The sequence below is a fragment of the Stieleria tagensis genome (assembly GCF_024129865.1).
GTDB classification, from domain to species: Bacteria; Planctomycetota; Planctomycetia; order Pirellulales; family Pirellulaceae; genus Stieleria; species Stieleria tagensis.
The window spans coordinates 87,469-105,805 of record NZ_JAMYFE010000027.1 but is presented as its reverse complement, the minus strand read 5'-3'; the positions used below and the strand labels follow the sequence as shown (position 1 = coordinate 105,805).

Below are 18,337 nucleotides of genomic sequence, written 5' to 3'. Positions count from 1 at the left end.
TGCGATCCACCTCCCACGTCAACTCCCCTCTAGCGTGCGCCCAACCGTTTCAGAAACTCGGTGCGGTCTTTGGAACGGTTGCGCTCGTTGGCATCAAAATCAAAGATGCTGTTGAAGTCTCCTTGCGTATAAAAGTCCATGAATTGCTGGTTGTCAGTGCTATCGACGTCACCATCACCGTCGGCGTCACCGAACAGTCGGAAGAAGTCGTCGACCGCTGCAACACCAAAATCCGATCCGTTGGCATCCAGGTTTAACTTGGCTCCATCGATCGTGAATCGGTATTGGCCGTCGATCAACATCGCCTGCTCGCCCTGTTTCTTTCGTGACACCGATTCGATCAGATCTTTGCCGGTGAATTTCAGTACCACGATTTGTTTGCCGGCCACCAATTCAGATTGAATCACCTCCAGCCCCACTCGCGTTCCGGTCGTTTGCCCCTCGATTGATTCGACTAAGAAGCTATCGTCGTTGACGGCTCCCAAGGGAACCGAGACAGGGCCACTGAAAACGACTTGGATACGGCGGATGATCGAACGCTGACCGCTGGCGTCCAAGCTGAAGTTCATCTCGTCGTCCGGATCCTGATTGAAGTACACCACCTGTTCCACATGTGGTGTCGGCCCCGCGGTGTCATCGTTGCGAATGATCCCGGTCGCTGAACTTTCTACACCGACGATGTAACCGCTTCCTGGCTCGATCGCCAACTCAACCGTTTCATCGGGTTCCACCACGGCGTCGGCGGTGGGATCAACGGTCACTGTGACCGTACTTTCACCGACTGGAAATTCAATCGAATCGTATTGACTGGCGACGTAGTCCAGTCCCGACGTGGCGGAACCGACATGCGAGAAAGGCACGGTCAACGCTGGCGAATAAGCATCCGTGTTGCTACGTGTAAATGTAAACACAAACAAACCAGTCGCATTTTCATCGATTTCGTCTGGAGACACACTGACGGTCACAACCGTGGGCTGAATTTCAAAGGCACCGATATCAACTCGCGATCCCACTTGTCGCTGGAATCCCTGCCCCCGCTGGTCAAACGACAGCGGGGAACTTGTTGCCGCTGCATCACGTCCAGGACTGTTGGACAACAGAGCGTGAGTGAACGTCGGCCCGCCATTGTCGGCGAGTGGGGCTAGTCCCGGATCCGTGACCCCGGTTTGATCCGATGATTGGTCAAATGATTCAAGCGTGTTCCCGGTACCGATCAAATTGAATCCCAAACTGTTTAACGCGTGGCCAAACGTTCCCGAGAATCGTTCCACATCGGGACCGATGTTGCCGGACAAAATCGTTCCGTACAGAATCGTTGTGCCGGGGTCGCCAAAGGTCGGCATCACCAATCCCGCTCCGGTGCCAGAAACGTTGGCTGTGATCGTTGATTGTTCAATCGTCACCGTCCCGCCTTGGTTGGCAATGCCACCGCCAAGTCCGGCTTGGTTTCCCGACAGCGTCGAGTTGCGAACGATCGCGCTGACCGAATCACCACCGGATTCGAACAAAACGCCTCCACCGGACAGCCCGGTTGAGTTGCTGGAAACTGTGCTGCCGCTGATTTCCAGATCGCCGCGTTTGACGAGGATGCCACCGCCGTCGGTGGACATGCCGGTGTTGCTATTGTTGGAAATGGTACTGTTGGTGATCACCAACGAACCTCGATGGGTGGAAATCCCACCACCACCAATGCTCGACCCCGCGGTCTGGTTCCCGTCGATCAAGCTGCTGAGGATTGTGACATCACTGTTCACCGCCATGATCCCGCCACCAGAGAAGAGGTTACCGGAGACGGAGTTATCGAAAACCACCGAGTCGACCAGAGTCAATGATCCACCGCTCTGATAGATCCCCCCACCCAAGCCATCGGTGATTTGGTTGGCTGTGACGACGCTATTGCGAAGCTCCAGATTGCCTTGCGAAAAAATACCGCCGCCATGTTGGCCGGACAGATTGCCGTCACTGATCGTCAACCCATCGATGACAACATCGGCTCCGCCACCAACTCGCAACACTCGCTGACCTGCGCTGCCGCTGAGCGTCAATTGCGATGCGCCCGGCCCCGACAAATTCAAATCACCGGTGATGTTTAAATGCGTCCCGCCCAGGACGATGGTTTGACCCAAAAGAGCGGGTGAGAACTCGATCGCATCAAGACCGGGGCGATCGTTGGCCAACTCGATCGCTTCCCGCAAAGAAAAATCGCCTGACGAATAATCCCCGTCCGATTCATCGACCAATGTGTCGACCACAAACGGATCTGCCCCCACAAGACGAACAAGATGGTCTTCGACTTCGCCATCGGGCGCAGCGCCTGTCACAGAAAGTCCACCGGCGGTACTCAAGCGGAACCTTGCAAACGTCGTTCCGCTGACAACGTTGGATCCGGTGTCCTGGGGGACCGTAAACGGCAGCGATTGAAAGCCGTTGGCTGTGCCAAGATCAAAACTGTTGAAGATCTGTTCGCCACTGTCATCCCAGTCGCCATCGCGGTTGAAATCGATCCAAGCGTCCAACCGATTCGATGCCGAATCTGCGTTTTGCAAGTTCACGCCGACCATTCCAGTCGACGATGCCGTGGCGGAAGTGAAGAGTGCGGTCGTGAACGTCACACCGTCTTCATCGTCGTTCGCACCTGTCAAATCGTCGGCATCAGCCAGTGCGGATGCCACTGCGTCACTCTCTGTATCCAAGTTCGGTCCCAGTCGTGGCCCTGTGGGGCTGGTGCTATGGCGTGCCCCGTCTTCGGCCAGAGTGACTGGGTAGCTAGACGCAAAACCGGACTGCGGCGCGGATGGTGCGTCACCAAAATCCAACTCAGGGGCGGCAATCAGTTGCACGGATTGCAGGGCGTTGGAGAGTTGAAAACGGGTTAGGAATCCATCGGTCCCGCCTTGATTCACCAAGTTCTCTGTGCCGGCGGTTGGGTCATAGTCACCCGATCCAGTGAATTGCCCGGCGGAGTAGACGTTCATCTGGTCGTCGACCACCACGGCAAAGGGCGTGTTCGAATCCGATGCATGTCCGAAGGCGGTCGCGTGCAGAAAGTCACCATTGGGGTTCAGACCCCAGATCGCGGCGTCAAAGACGCCATTAGGCGTGCGGCTAACAATTCCCTCGGAGGGATCAAAATCGACGGTGCCAGCGAACTGAATGCCCAGATGGACGTTTTGGTTCGTATCGATATCGATGCCTCGCCCCTGATCAACGCCGCTGGTCCCCACTCCGTGAGCCCAGAGGAAGTTGCCGGAGGAATCCAATTTCGAAACAAACGCATCCCAGCCACCGGCATTGGTCAATTGCGTGACACCGGGGCCGGGGTCAAAGTCGACCAATCCGCCACCGGTCAATTTGTAGTACCCCGTGGTGTAAACATTTCCAGAATCGTCCACCGCGATGTCCTGTCCCGTATCAAACTCATTCTCGCCCCAGTGACGAGCCCACTGGAAATCGCCATTGCTATCGAGCTTCAGAACGTAGATGTCTAAATCAAACGCATTGGTGGTAGCCGTTGACAGCGTTGTTTCACCAGCACCGGGATCCATGTCGATGGTGCCATTCATGTCGCCCACGACGAACACATTGCCGGTCGAATCGGTAGCGATGCCGTTGGCCCAGGCACCACGACCACTGACCGTACGAATGGATTTAGCCCAACCAAAATTCAGCTGATCGTCCAACTTCAAGACGAAGCTGTCGACTGCGCCCGTCGTACTGGTTAACGTCGTCTGACCTGGCCCGGGATCAAAATCCTGAGTTCCCCCGAAAGGCCCAGTGACAAACACATCGCCGCTCTCGGCCAACACGTTGTAGGGAATCCCGCCGATCGAGCCAGCGTTCAAAAATTGACCGTCGCTATCGAGTTTCAATACAAACCCTTCATCCACACCAATCGCTGTCAGGTTCGCAGTTCCGGGGCCCGGATCAAAATCGATCGTTTCCGCGAAGGTTCCAACGACATACACGTTGCCCTCCTCGTCAACGGAGATCGCGTGGCCTTTATCGTTTTGGTTGTTTCCAAAACGATGTACCCATCGCAGTGACCCGTCGGGGTCATAACTGGCGACAAAGATATCGTCTCGGCTCGCGATCACACTCGTCCTCTCGACGACTCCCGGTCCTGGATCAAAGTCTACAGTCTGTTGAAAGAAACCAGTGACGTAAACATTCCCCTGGGAATCGATGTCGATCGAACTCGCTTGATCGTAGCCGATGCCACCGAGCCCGAATGCAAATCCGAATTGCACCTGTTGATTGACCGTTCTGCTAACTCCTCCATCGCCATCGTCCACGATGACCGCAATCTGTCGTGGCAAAAGCGTTGGGTTGGAAGCCGTGTTCTGATACGTCAAATTGCGCACCAGTGCCTGAACAGCCGGCTGCGAAGCCGCTGCGTTTAAGTCGACCACCAAGGCGGCGCCGTCGATCCCACCGCTGACGGTTCCAATCATGGTGCCCCCGAAGGTCACACTCGAACCCGAAACACCGATTTCGCCCGCAGCGGTGCCTTGGTTGCGTATCGACAACTGCTCGCCGATTGCTGCTCCGGTGACCCAATCCACCGTCAGTGATCCGCCATCCAAATCGATTGAGTCAACGTCGGTGACCGTGGCGAGAGGATCCACCAACAGCGGTGCATCGCCTTCGTTAACGATCAGCGGCGGTGATGGAAGATCGACGACTGGGCCGACATTTGGGGCAACATCATCGTTTTCAATCAGCCCCTCTGCCATGGCATTGGTGATCACCGCATCAACACTCGGGTCACTCAGCGTCACCGTGAACCCTTCGTCGGATTCGACCAGGATGTCACCGCTGACGTCGATCGTGATGATCTGGCTAGATTCACCGTCGGCAAAATTGACGACGCCGGTCGGTAGCGAGCCACCAAAGTCGTCGGCGTCGGCCGGATCGCCGCCGGTTCCAGTCACCGAATAGGCGACGTTGTCAGCCCCGTTCGTGTCACCGGTTCGAGTGACCGTGAATGTGAACGCGGTTGTACCAGCGTTTCCTTCCAGCTTGACGGCGTCCGTAGCAGCAATCGAAAGCTGCGCATCCTGTTCCAATTCAAAAGCACCGATGTCGACACGCGAACCGACCAGGCGTGGGAACCCCGGTCCTCGCTGGTCCAACGACAACGTTGCTGTGGTGTCACCGGCGTCGATTGCCGGACTGCCGGTTTGCAACGCATGGGTTTGCGTCGGTCCGCCATTGTCAGCGAGTGCAGCCAGCCCGGGATCACTGACTGCGGTTTGATCGCTGCCCCCGATGAACGCGGACGCTGCATTTCCGTCGCCGATCAGGTTGAAATCACCGCTCGAAATCGTTGCCGCACCGCCGCCGACGATGATATTGTCAACGTCGCTGTTGGCGTTCCCGGCCACGATCGTCGAGATCAATACGGTGTCACTGATCGCCGTCCCGTCGCTGTAACTTGCGACCCCGCTGCCTCGGCCCTGCGGAGCCGAATTGGCGGTCACCGTCGAATGCAGGATACTGACAGCACCCTGATAAATTAACAAACCGCCCCCATCACCATCGACCGCGCTATTTCCAGAAATCGTCGAATTGGAGATCGTGGCGGTTTGTGGGTTCGCTCCAAAGTAGACGCCTCCGCCGCTGCCGGTCGACGAGTTATTGGAGACGGTGCTATCGACTAGATTCAAGCTGCCAGCGGAAACGACCAGACCGCCGCCGACCGATCCAACCCCTAAATTGACATTGTTGGCAATCGTGCTCTGCTCAATCGTGGCATCCCCAAAAATAACGACCACACCGCCCCCGACACCAACATTTGTTCCCGCGTCGATCGAGTTGCCCTCGATCGTTGACCGCACCAGTTCCACCGATCCGCTGTTTGCGCTGATTCCTCCACCAAATGAACTTTGCCCGGTCGTGCTATTGTTGCTGACCACGGAATCAATGACGGTTAGCGATCCGCCGACTTGATAAATCCCACCGCCATCAGCTGAACCACCGATCGTTGCGTTCCCCGTGATCACACTCTCACGCACTTCCAAGTTTCCGGTCGATCGAATCCCACCACCGGCTTGTCCCGGAACCGCAGTCAGACCATCGGCAATGGTCAAACCCTGCAACGTAACATCCGGCGCCAACTGAAGATCCAAGACGCGGAACGCGTTGTTGCCGCTGATCGTTAAATCCGCCGCACCCGGGCCGATGATGGATAGATCATCGTTGACCAGCAACTGATCGAGTGTCAATGTGATCGTGCCACCACTGAGCGACGGTGAGAACTGGATCTCGTCAGCCCCCACGCGAGCATTGGCCAACTCGATGGCTTCACGAAGCGAAAAATCGCCTGGCGAGTAGTCGCCGTCGCTTTCATCGGTCAGCGTGTCGACCACAAACGGGTCCGCAGAAACCAACGTCACAGCGTGATCCTCGATCTCGCCATCCGACGCCGCCCCGGTCACCCCCAGTCCGCCGGCGCTGCTGACGCGGAACCGCGCGTACGTGTCGCCGGATACAATGTTCGGCCCCAGATCCTGTGGAATCGTGAAGTCCAGGATCTGTTGGCCGTTGGCAGTGCCCAGGTCAAAATTTGCAAAGATCTGTTCACCGGCGTCAACCCAATCACCGTCACGGTTGAAGTCGATCCAGGCATCCAAGCGGTTGGAACTGGGGTTGGCGTTCTGTAGTTCCACGACCACCGACGCGGTAGACGACTGCGTCCCAGACGCGACCAACTGGCCGACAAAGACAACGCCGTCTTCATCGTCTGATCCGTTGTTGTCATCGAACACCGCCCCGGCTGAATTCACCCCGGCAACATCGGCTTCGGCAAGCGGTCCTAGAGTCGGGCCACCGGCCGACAGGTTGTGACTTGCTGTGCCCACGACGGGATAACTAAAGGCAAATCCGGATTGCGCCGCGCTGGGGGCGTCACCGAAATCCAAGGTGCTCGATCCGTCATCGTCGCTGACGTCGACGTCGTCTGAGCCGCTGAACGGGATCACGCCTAGGGCGAGTGCAAAAATCCGTATGTCCGAATCGTTGCCGGCCAACAGGTGCAAGCGTCCTGACGCATCCAGCGCCGATCCCAATGCCCGTTGATCAGTACTGGTTCCGAAACCGCGGGTGTAGGTGCCGTCGCCAAAAAAGCTGTTGTCTAAACTGCCGTCGACATTAAAACGCGCCAGAGCGAGCTCGTCGGAAGAGAATCCGTCGGTGTGACCGATGGCAACGATCTTGCCGTCCACCTGAATTTGCAGCGATGAAACGTAGTCCCATGGGCTACCGTCGATGTCGGCAAATGCAAATCCGTCGACTGCAAAATTGGTATCGGTCGATCCGTCGGCACTCAATCTCACCACGACAAAGTCACGCTGGAAATTCTCAAGTGCCGTTCCCGCCATCACGATGCTTCCATCGGCCGCTAGTTGCATCGCTTCAAACGTGATCTCCGCCGTGGGGTGGTACACGCTGGTAACGCCCTGGTTTCCGAAGTTCGGATCCAAACTGCCGTCGGACTGCATGCGGAGAATTGTTGCGTCGAATCCACTGTTTCCCAACAGCAAGACATCACCGTCTGGCAGCGATTTCAGATCAACCGCATCAGCCGACAAATGGGCGTAGTCCGCGACTGCGTTTTGGCCAAAGGACAGATCGAGCCGACCATCTGCGTTGACGCGCATCACTCCGAATAAGTTCGAGTTCGTGGAACTGACCGCCGCGACGACTTTGCCGTCGGGTGTCACGTCCAAAGCTTCGATCGCGAGCGAACCCGCGGAGTCAATCAGCGCCAAACCTGAATTGCCGTAGCTGGTGTCCAGACTACCGTTGGGATTCAGTCGCACCAGGAACGACGCCAACACGCCGGAAGCAAACACGCCGCCAACAAGAATCTTTCCGTCCGGCTGAACCACCATCGCGGTTGGAATGGGGTTGTTGGCTCCGATCACTCGGTGCAGCAACCCGTTCGGACCAAACGCAGTGTCCAACGTCCCGTCGGCTAGGGTACGGGACAAGCGGATTTCGTTGGAATTTGCTCCTTCGGATGCGGCCAGGACTTTGCCATCTGGCAGCACAGCAATCGCTGCCTGGGGAGGTTGGTACAGGGTTTCCAACTGCAACGGGACTTGACCAAAGAACCCAAAGGTATCGTCGGGTTCGGCTACGCCGTAGGAAATGGATCCGCCGAGTGCCGAAGCCGTGATCGTGACCGTTTGCGTGCCATCGGCGGCAGAGTCATCGACGGCATCAATGTCGACGGTGACCGATGCTTGGCCGGCGGGGATGGTGGCCGACGTTTGCACGACCGCTTCGCTACCGTCACTGCTGGTCAAGACGACATCCAAAGCAGCGGACGTGTCGGTGTTGCGAGTGATCGTGACCGTCGTCGCAGCATCGCCGTCGGCTTCCGAAAACTCAGAGTCAGCGATTTGGACTGTCAGTGCTGGCCGACCATCGTTGTCAAGGATCGAAGCAGAGGCTGTTGTGACGCCCAACGCAATCGCGGCGTCACTCGGATTCGAGATCTGCACGTCGACCGTTTCGATCGACTCCTCGTCGCCATCGTCGATCACAGTAACAGTCAGCGAGCCCGATGTTTGCCCGTTAGCGACACTGATTTGGGCTGATCCCGCGATCGCGGTGTAATCGGATCCGGCCGTTGCCGTGCCCGTTCCCAAATCGTCGAGGTCAAAAGTGATTGCGGATCCTGATGTATTCGGCTGATCCAGGGTGACCGTGTAAACGATGTGCTCGGGACCGGACTCACTTCCATTGCTGGTAACCGATAAATTTGCCGTGACCGGTGGTGCCGCAGCGATCTCTTGAATCGCAGCACCGCTGAGCACAGCATATTGACCACCGGCGTCTGCAAAAACTGTAATCTGGATTTCGCCGAATGAGTCCGACGTCGCATGTACAGCATCGTCAACCAGCATCCGCGCCGGGTCCGCTGCGCTATCGTTGACCAGAAGAACGCCGGGAGCATGCGGCATCGAAAACGGAGACTGCCCCGCTGCGGCACCGGAAATCGTTACTGTTTGAGCAGTTGGATTTGCGTAGGGCCACGCAGCGAACAGCCAAACGTTGAACTCTGTGTTCGGCGTCAAATCACTCCATGTCAACGTCATACCTTCATTGCGGTACCATCCGCCAGAAAGCTCTGCGAGCGACGGTGAGTGATCGGGTAAGGTACTGATCGCAGAACTGTCGTAGGCTGCGACGCCACCGCTGCCGGGAAACGTCACGTCCAAATCAATCGAAGTCGAATTGCCTGATTCGTTAACCAGATTTTCGTAAGGCCCAAAGAAAGGTGCGTCGACCAAGTTCCAGTTTTGCGGGGAAAAATTGGGTTGACTATTCCATTCAAAATCCACACCGATCAACGGCAAGAATTCGTTGTCTTGGTTCAGCGCGTCCAGCATGCGATCGCCCACCAAGTCGTAAACGGGATCTGTCGTCAGGCCGGTATCGATCGCAAAAAGAAGGGTTAGTGATGTCGGTCCATCTCCATCACTGTCATCCACTCCTGTGACAGTGACCGCTTGCGGGATGTTCCAGTTGCTGCTGTTGAAACTCAGTGCGTTCGGGGAAGTGATTGCTTCGCCGTTGTCACTGCTGCTGATATCGATCACCACGGTTCCCGTGGGCGGAGTCTTCAGCACCACGTCGATCGTGTCGGTGGTTCCGTTTTCCGAAACCTGGGTCGAACCTCCGCTTTGAATCACGCTGAATCCTGCGACGTCAGGGCCGACTTGCTGGATGGCCGCGCCGGCGAGCATGGCGAAGCTATCTGCGATCCCAGTCACCGCAATTCGAATTTCTCCGTTGGCATCTGCTTGAGCAATCACCGCATCGGATTCCAGCGGTTTGGCCGAATCGGCAAGCCCGCTATTGACCAACAATCCATTGCCGATCGCGCTAGTGTCCTGTGTGAAGGGCGCCGGATAGACCGCCCCATTAATCACCAACTGTTGTTGGACCGAGTCGCTAAAATTTTCCGTCTCCAGTAAGTACAAGTTGTAGTCTTCGCCGGCGTTTAACCCGGTCCAAGTCAACGTGAGGGATTCCGCAGCCAAGTGATTGCCGTCAATGCCGGCTAACGAAGGCGAATGAAAGGGGACGTTCGAGGGCGATGAAAGATTGAGTCCAGTGGAGCCCTCCACTTCTAAGACCAACCCAACACCCGTAATCAGTCCATCTTCGCGGATCAAATCTGACGTGGTACCGCCAAACACCTCAGACAGCCGCGTCCAATTCTGAGGCGATGTTTGGTTTTCCCTATCAAAATCCACGCCAATCACCGGTTGTAACTCGTCATCGGCGATCGAGACCGAGACCGGGTTGATCAGCGTTCCCACTGGATAGTTCGGATCGCTGCTGGCCGTGACCGATTGTGTGATCGCACCAGAATGGATGCCTTCGGCCAGCGTGTCATCCAAACCACGGATGAAAACGGTGGAACTTGATATGTCGCTCTTATTGATCACGACACTGGAGGCGAAAGCGACCCCGTCCAGGCTGACTTCCGTTTGCCCGTCGGCAACCACCGTGATTTCTACCGATCCAGAGGGGGGCGTGTTGAGTGCCAGCGTGTACGAATCGCTGCCCGCACCGCCGATCACCCCGTCTTCACTGACCGAAGTGCTACCGTCGGATTCGCTGATACTGATCCCCGCGCCCCCGGCATTGGCGGTGATCGTGAAGTTTGCGTCGCTGATGTCAAAGAAGACATTCCCGTTGGCGCGGACTCGCAATCGTGCTTCGGTTGCATCAATGTTCGGTACATTCAATGTGTACGAACCATCGTTTGGCGTGGCAGGATCCAAAACAAATGGATAGGTCACGCCGCCGTCGAGCGACAAATCGATGCCAACGGTTGCCACGTTGATACTGCCGGCGTTGGTGCCGGCAACCGACCAGACGATCGTTTGACTGGTACCGCCACTCCAGTTGACCGCGGTGTTGGGTGATGTGATGGCGAACGGGGTGCCGGTGTCGACCACCGAAATCAGAACGTCGTCTGAGTTCACGCCACCTTGGCTGTCACGCACGCTGGCGCGAAAATTGAGATCGCGGGTGGTCGTCGGCAGCGCTTCGCCGATCGCAGCAGTGTTCACGTTGTCGGCCAAGTCGCTTAGTCGCGGAAAGACGCGCGTCGGGCTTTCACTCGGCAAGAACGATCGAAACAACGGACTACTGCCGTTGTCGGTGATCGGCAGACTCATCGCCGGCCCCAAATCCAGCTGTTCCCAAGTGTAAGTCAGCGTATCGCCGGCATCCGCATCGCTACCGGCTGCGGTTAACTGAAAGGGTGTGCCCGCGGGAATGGTGTAGTCCGCTCCACCATCAATCGTTGGCACGCCATTGCTGATTGGCGTGGTTGAAAACGGTGTCGCGACACTGGCGATGTGCTGCTGGATGTCTTCGAAACTCGCAGCGTGAAAATAGGAATCCGGGCTGCTTTGTAGATTGTCATTTCCGCTCGAATCACCCGCGATCCCCGCGTAACTCATCAACGTCGAACCGCTGGCCGGCTCATAGGCGTTGGCCGCATTGCGACTGCCCGATGTGGATCCAAAAGCGTTGGCGTTGAACGTGTGGTTCGCGTCAAATTGGTGTCCAAATTCGTGGGCCACCAAATTCACCCAACTGGGCCCTTGGGGATTGGACGAGATCGAAGCGCCGCGGCCTTTGAAGGACCCGTTGCCCGCCGAACCGAGTGTCGCCAGCCCCTGACCGCCGCTCATTGCGCTCCCAAACACGTGGCCGATGTCATAGCCGCTGTTGCCCAGGATCCCATCCAGAATGGCCGTGTTTTGATTCAGCATGTCGCCGACGTTGCCGTTGGTGTAACCATCGGTCGACGAATCGGTGAAGATTGTGTTGGTGCCGGACACCAAATCGAAGTGGATCGACAGCTCCGGTTCAAAGATTTCGTTGACTTGGTCGACAAAGGTTTCGATCGCCGTCAACGCCTGAGCTTGCCCGCCCATCAGCGCCGTGTACTCGGCGGTCGCAGCGATCGCCAAACGGAAATTCTGCATTTCCGAACCGACGGCAGTGTTGTTGCCGATCGTCGCGGACAACACGATCCGTCGCTCCAGCGCCTCGGTGGTCAACTTCCGGCGGCGAATCGGCTGCCGGGTGGGGTTGTGTTTCCAACGACGGTTAAACGATTTTCCAGCCATGCAATCTTCTCCGGCGAATCAGAAGCGTCAGACCTGGCAACTTGTATACCGCCAGAACCGCTAACGAATTTAACTTCTGAATCAATTGCAATGGCGTCTACCCGCCCCCAAAGCCTGCTATTTGTCCAATTTAGTTCCCCCTAATCACTCGATTTCACGAAAGTTATTCGTCAATCGTTGCTTGCGTTGCCAGATTGGCCAGCTAGACTCGTTTGCTAGGCTAACGAATTAAATTGGGATGAGGTTTGGGAACGGATTTCGTGCGAGACTACGACTTTGACGACAGTATCGGCTATTGGATTTGTTCCACGTCACACCTGTACCAACGCAGCTTGGACAAAGCGTTGTTGCCACACGGCGTGACGTTTCGCCAGTTCCAAGTGCTGGCCTGGCTGGTTTTTGCCGGTCCTCAAAGTCAAGCGGACTTGGCCGAGCGAATGATGATCGAACCTCCCACGCTGGTTGGCATCTTAGATCGCATGCAATCCCAGCGACTGGTCCAGCGCGTCACCAGCCAGATCGATCGCCGCTGCAAGCACGTGCAAATTGCCGAGGGTGCCCAACCGGTCTGGGACCAGGTGGTCGATTGCTTGACTCGGACCCGAGACCAAGCCACAGCGAATATGAGCGATGCGGAAGTGGCGACTTTGAAAGATCTGCTGCGCCGCGTCCAAGAAAACCTAATGCCCCCAATCCCTGAAATCGCATCGCCCGCGCAACACACCGTGTTGCCTGCGCAAAACCAGGATCTTGCAACATGAACCAGCACTGGCAAACGAATTGCACACGCAGCTTTGCGAGTCTGATCACGATGATCTGTTTAGCCGGTTCCAGCGCTCAGGCGCAGCGGCCAGATTCCCGGATCGTCGCGGCTCCCGTGATCCGCTGCAGCATCACCGCAGACCAAACCTTTGTCGCCTCGGTTCGGCCCACCCGCATTGCGGTGATCGGCAGTGCGGCCAGTGGTCGCGTCGCCGAATGCCTGTACGACGAAGGCCAACGTGTTGAGAGCATGGAACCACTGGTCAATTTGTTGACCGAAACAATTGATTCGGAAATCGAAGCCGCCGCGGCTGAATTGGATTTGCGGATGAGCGAATTGGAAGAGTTGCAAAACGGGACCCGAGTCGAGGAATTGGAACAGGCGAGGGTACGGATGTTGGCAGCGGAAGCCCGGCATCAGTTCAACGCGATGCGCCGCGCTCGAACCGATCAACTGTTTCGCCAAGGAGGATCGTCAATCAACGAACGCGACGAAGCGGTGACGTTGGATACAGAAACAGCGAACGAATATCTGGTTGCCAAAGCGGCATACGAACTGGCCGAACATGGACCGCGGCCGGAAAAAATCGCTCAAGCCAAAGCGGCGGCAGACATGCAAGCCGCGGTGTTACAGAAACTGAAAGATCAAAAACGCAAACACACGATCATCTCGCGATTTGCCGGATATGTGGTCAAGGAACACACCGAGGTCGGGGCCTGGGTCAACACGGGTGATTTGGTCTATGAAATCGCGGCGTTGGATGAAGTCGATGTGGAGGCCTTTGTGACCGAGCGGAATGTCCCACACATCCGAGTCGGGATGACCGTCAACATCGAAATCCCAGCGCTCGATGGACGTGTGTTTACGGGCGTGGTCAACCAAGTCGTTCCCCAGGCGGATCTAAGAACGAGAACCTTTCCGGTTCGCGTCCGCGTCAAAAACGAAATCACTGACGGACAACCGTTGATCAAGGCCGGGATGTTGGCGCGTGTGAACCTGCCGATCGGCAGCCTGCAGCAAGCGAATCTGGTTCCCAAGGATGCCATCGTTTACGCCGGGCCCATGGCCAGCTTGATCGTGATCGCAACTGACCAAGCCGATTCCAAGAAGGGAACGGTACAAAAAGTGCCAGTCCAACTGGGGGTCGAACGTGCCGGATGGACGCAGGTAACCGGTGACATACAACCTGGTCAATTGGTGGTCGCCGAAGGCAACGAACGATTGCGTCCCGGACAAGCGGTCGTGATTGCTGAGTTCGTTTCGCCGCCACCTGCACTTGTCGATCGATCAGACGCTGCTGCCGCAGCCACCAACGATCCAAAGGGGCTGGTGCAATGAATCTGATCCAAGCGATGATTCAAAACCCGATCAAGGTCGCGGTCGGCGTTCTGCTGGTGACTTTGTTCGGCATCGTTGCACTGTTGCGGATGCCGATGCAACTGACGCCGGAGGTGCAAACACCGACGATCACTGTGACAACCCGCTGGCCGGGTGCCAGTCCGCAAGAGGTCGAACAGGAGATCATTGTTGAGCAAGAGGAGCAACTCAAGAGCGTCGAAGGCATCACCAAGATGTCGTCCGAATCGGCTGATTCCCAAGGCACGATCACGCTGGAATTTCTGGTCGGCACCAACATGGAGGAAGCGCTACTGAAGGTGAACAGCCGATTGCAACAGGTCCCGGAGTATCCCGAGGACGCAGACCAGCCGATCATCACCACCGCGAACTCGTCCGACAGCCCGATCGCCTGGTTTATCCTCAGCGCTCGGATGCCGACCAACGAAGCGATCAATGAGTTTGCGGATTCTCACCCGCAATTGGCCGACGAACTGGGACCGGTTTTAAACGCCTCCAACGTTGGTGTGGCAATGCTTCGGTTGCGGATGTTGGCCAAGGATCACCCCGAGGTCAAACAGCTGTTGCCGCCGGAATCGTTGGACGTGACGAAACTGCGACGGTTCTGCGAAGACGAGATCGAAGCTCGGTTTGAACGCGTCTCGGGTGTTTCCCAGTCCAACGTGATCGGCGGATTGGAGCAAGAGGTTCAAGTCGTCGTTGACCCCCAACGCCTGGCATCGCGGCAACTGACATTGACCACCGTTCGCCAAGCCCTGCGCGGTCAAAACGCGGATACCTCGGCCGGCGATTTCTGGGAAGGCAAACGGCGGATGGTGGTCCGAACATTGGGCCAATTCCGGTCGACCGAACAAGTCGAAAACCAGTTACTGGACGTTCAAAACGGCGCACCGATTTTTATTCGCGACGTCGCCGAAGTCCGCTTGGGGTACAAAAAGGCTGACGGATTGGTCCGCCGATTTGGTGAATCCAGTGTTGCGATCAACTGTTTGCGCGAAACCGGCGCGAACGTGTTGGACGTAATGCAAGGTCTGCAAGAAGTCGCCAAAGAGCTGGACGAAGGCTTGCTAAAAAGCCGAGGGATGCAGCTGACTCAAGTCTACGATGAAACCGAGTACATTTATTCCTCGATCGACTTAGTCCAGCAGAACATTTTCATCGGCGGTGCGCTGACGATGACGGTGCTGATGCTGTTCCTGCACCTAAGCGTCCGAACGTTGGTGGCAATCCCGTTCATCCTTGCCAGTGCGATCGCAGCGGCCTATGTCTCGCCCTGGTTCTTCGTGGTTTGTTTGGCATTGTTGTTGATCGTCGGATTCTGGTTTGCACGCGGTGCGTTGGTGGTGGGTTTGGCGATTCCAACCAGCATCATCGGCACGTTCCTGGTACTGGGCATCTTGGGCCGTTCATTGAACGTGATCAGTTTGGCCGGTTTGGCGTTTGCGGTCGGGATGTTGGTCGACAACGCGGTGGTGGTACTAGAGAACATTTACCAACATGCCGCGCGAGGCAAAAATGCGTTTCAAGCGGCCGCCGCGGCAACCTCAGAAGTTCTCGGCGCGGTGGTCGCCTCGACGCTAACGACCGTTGCCGTTTTCCTGCCCGTTGTCTTTGTCCAAGAGGAATCGGGGCAACTGTTTCGTGACATCGCCTTGGCGATTAGTGCTTCGGTCGCATTGTCTCTGCTGGTCTCGATGACTTTGATTCCGACACTGTCGGCGCGGCTGTATCGCAACCCAGATCGCGATGCATCCCCACCTCATCACGGAAAACTCCGAACCTCGCTCAATCGGTTCGGAAACTGGATCGAACGCTCGATCGAAGGATTTGGTAAACGGTTTGTTTCCTTGATCGTCGGAATCAACGCTTGGTTACAACGCGGTGTACTACGGCGGTTGGTCGTGGTCGTCGGAATGACGTTGATGGCGGGACTGTTGAGCTATCAATTTTGGCCCAAAGTCGAATACCTGCCCAGCGGCAACCGTAATTTGGTGTTCGGGATCCTGTTGCCGCCGCCGGGGTACAACCTGGACAAACTGATGACGATGGGGGAACAGGTCGAACGCGATTTACGCCCCTATTGGGACGTTGATCCAGACAGTGAGGAAGCGAAGGACCTCAAGTACCCGGTCATCCAAGACTTCTTCTTTGTCGCCCGCGGACGTCAAGTTTTCATGGGGCTGCGTGCCGTCGACGAAACCCGTGCCAGTGAACTGGTGCCGCTGGTGCAAGAGGTCGGCAGCCGGTTGTACACCACATTCGCGGTTGCCAAACAATCCAGCCTGTTCGAACAGGGGTTGACCGCTGGGCGCACGATCGACGTCGAAATCACCGGTCCAGACCTGCAAAAGCTGGTGCAAATGGGCGGCCAAGTACTCGGCCAGGTGATGGGAATGATGCCCACCGCCCAAGCCCGCCCGGTGCCGTCACTGGATTTATCCAGCCCCGAAATCCATATCACCCCCAAGCCATTACAGGCCGCGGCGATGGGCGTCAGCAATTCCGACTTGGGGTTCTTGACCAATGCATTGATCGATGGCGCTTATGTCGGTGACTATTTCTTAGACGGCAAAAAAATTGATTTGTCGTTGCGGGGTGAAGACCAATACGCAACATCAACGGCGGATTTGAAAGCGTTGCCGATTGCCACGCCCGAAGGACGCTTAATCCCACTCGCTGCCGTCGCGGATGTTCAGAATCGAAGCGGGCCGGAACAGATCAATCACCGCGAACGGGTTCGTAGTATCACCATCGAAGTGTCGCCTCCGCCGGAGATCGCTTTGGAAGATGCGATGGCTCAGATCAATGCTGAAATTTTGGAACCGATGCGTGCCAAGGGTCAACTCGAAGGCGGCTATCAAGTCAATCTAGCCGGAACGGCAGACAAGCTACGTGACACCTGGAACGCCTTGCGAATGAATATCGCATTGGCTTTGCTGATCACCTATCTGTTGATGGCCGCACTGTTTGAATCCTGGCTGTATCCACTGGTCATTATTTTCAGCGTCCCGCTCGGCGCGGTCGGCGGCATCTTGGCGCTCAGCGTGTTGAATTTGTTCATCATTCAATCGCTGGACGTGCTGACGATGTTAGGGTTCGTGATTTTGATCGGCACCGTGGTGAACAATCCCATCCTGATTGTGCACCAATCGTTGACGCACATGCGCGAGGATGCCATGGGCGTTGGCGAAGCGACGTTGCAAAGCGTTCGCTCGCGAATTCGCCCGATCTTTATGACCACGACAACGACCGTCTTGGGACTGATGCCACTGGTGTTGTTTCCCGGTGCAGGCAGTGAATTGTACCGTGGACTGGGCAGCGTGGTGTTGGGCGGATTGTTGATCTCAACAATCTTCACCGTCGTCTTTGTCCCCTCGCTATTCACGCTCGCATTGCAAACGCGGCATTGGATTCGCCAACGTTTGTTTGGCAAAGACGATCAATGGACCGAAGATCACGCGTCGACGCCAACCACAGAACCGACCAACACACAGCCCGAGTTGATCGAAGCATAAACTCCATCGGTGATTGCAGCGCATGCAGCGCTGGTGTGGAGGATTTATCCGACTCGGCCCAGGACGTCAGTTGATCGAGTTGCGGAGCGACGGGAGTCGATAGCCTGGTGGCGTCAGCCCCAGGCCATGATCGTTAAGAACAACAACGAGCCCCGGAGGGGCGGTAGAGAATGTCGTCGCTCCGCGACTGCGCGGTTTGTCGTCGCTCAATCCAGGGGTTTCACCCCTGGCTAACGAATGACATCGCTCCGCGATTGAGAGCTGGGGGGAACACGGGTGATTGAGTCGCGGAGCGACGGGAGTCGATAGCCTGGTGGCGTCAGCCCCAGGCCTTGACCGTCAAAGAACATCAACGAGCCCCGGAGGGGCGGTAGAGAATGTCGTCGCTCCGCGACTGCGCGGTATGTCGTCGCTCAATCCAGGGGTTTCACCCCTGGCTAACGAATGACATCGCTCCGCGATTGAGAGCGCCCGATCGTCTCCGCGATTGAGAGGCAGCGGGGAACATGCGTGATTGAGTCGCGGAGCGACGGCAGTCG

4 protein-coding genes are annotated in these 18,337 nt (G+C 56.7%); 3 read left to right on the top strand and 1 reads right to left on the bottom strand.

Annotated features, from left to right (window positions below):
- Nucleotides 1–29: 29 nt before the first annotated feature.
- Nucleotides 30–12,164 (bottom strand): choice-of-anchor Q domain-containing protein, encoded by a 12,135-nt coding sequence (locus NHH03_RS04990; protein WP_253154650.1) that lies wholly within the window; start codon nucleotides 12,162–12,164, stop codon nucleotides 30–32.
- Nucleotides 12,165–12,424: 260 nt separating this feature from the next.
- Here NHH03_RS04990 and NHH03_RS04985 point away from each other — a divergent pair, with 260 nt between their 5' ends.
- From NHH03_RS04985 to NHH03_RS04975, 3 genes are read left to right on the top strand one after another with little or no spacing between them, the layout of a single operon-like run.
- On the top strand, nucleotides 12,425–12,925 hold the full coding sequence (locus NHH03_RS04985) for a MarR family winged helix-turn-helix transcriptional regulator (protein ID WP_253154649.1): 501 nt from the start codon (nucleotides 12,425–12,427) through the stop codon (nucleotides 12,923–12,925).
- Nucleotides 12,922–14,265: an efflux RND transporter periplasmic adaptor subunit gene (locus NHH03_RS04980; protein ID WP_253154648.1), complete on the top strand. Its 1,344-nt coding sequence runs from the start codon at nucleotides 12,922–12,924 to the stop codon at nucleotides 14,263–14,265. Before NHH03_RS04985 ends, NHH03_RS04980 begins: the two co-directional genes overlap by 4 nt.
- A complete protein-coding gene (locus NHH03_RS04975) occupies nucleotides 14,262–17,798 on the top strand; it encodes an efflux RND transporter permease subunit (protein ID WP_253154647.1) in 3,537 nt (1,178 codons plus the stop codon). Before NHH03_RS04980 ends, NHH03_RS04975 begins: the two co-directional genes overlap by 4 nt.
- Nucleotides 17,799–18,337: the final 539 nt, after the last annotated feature.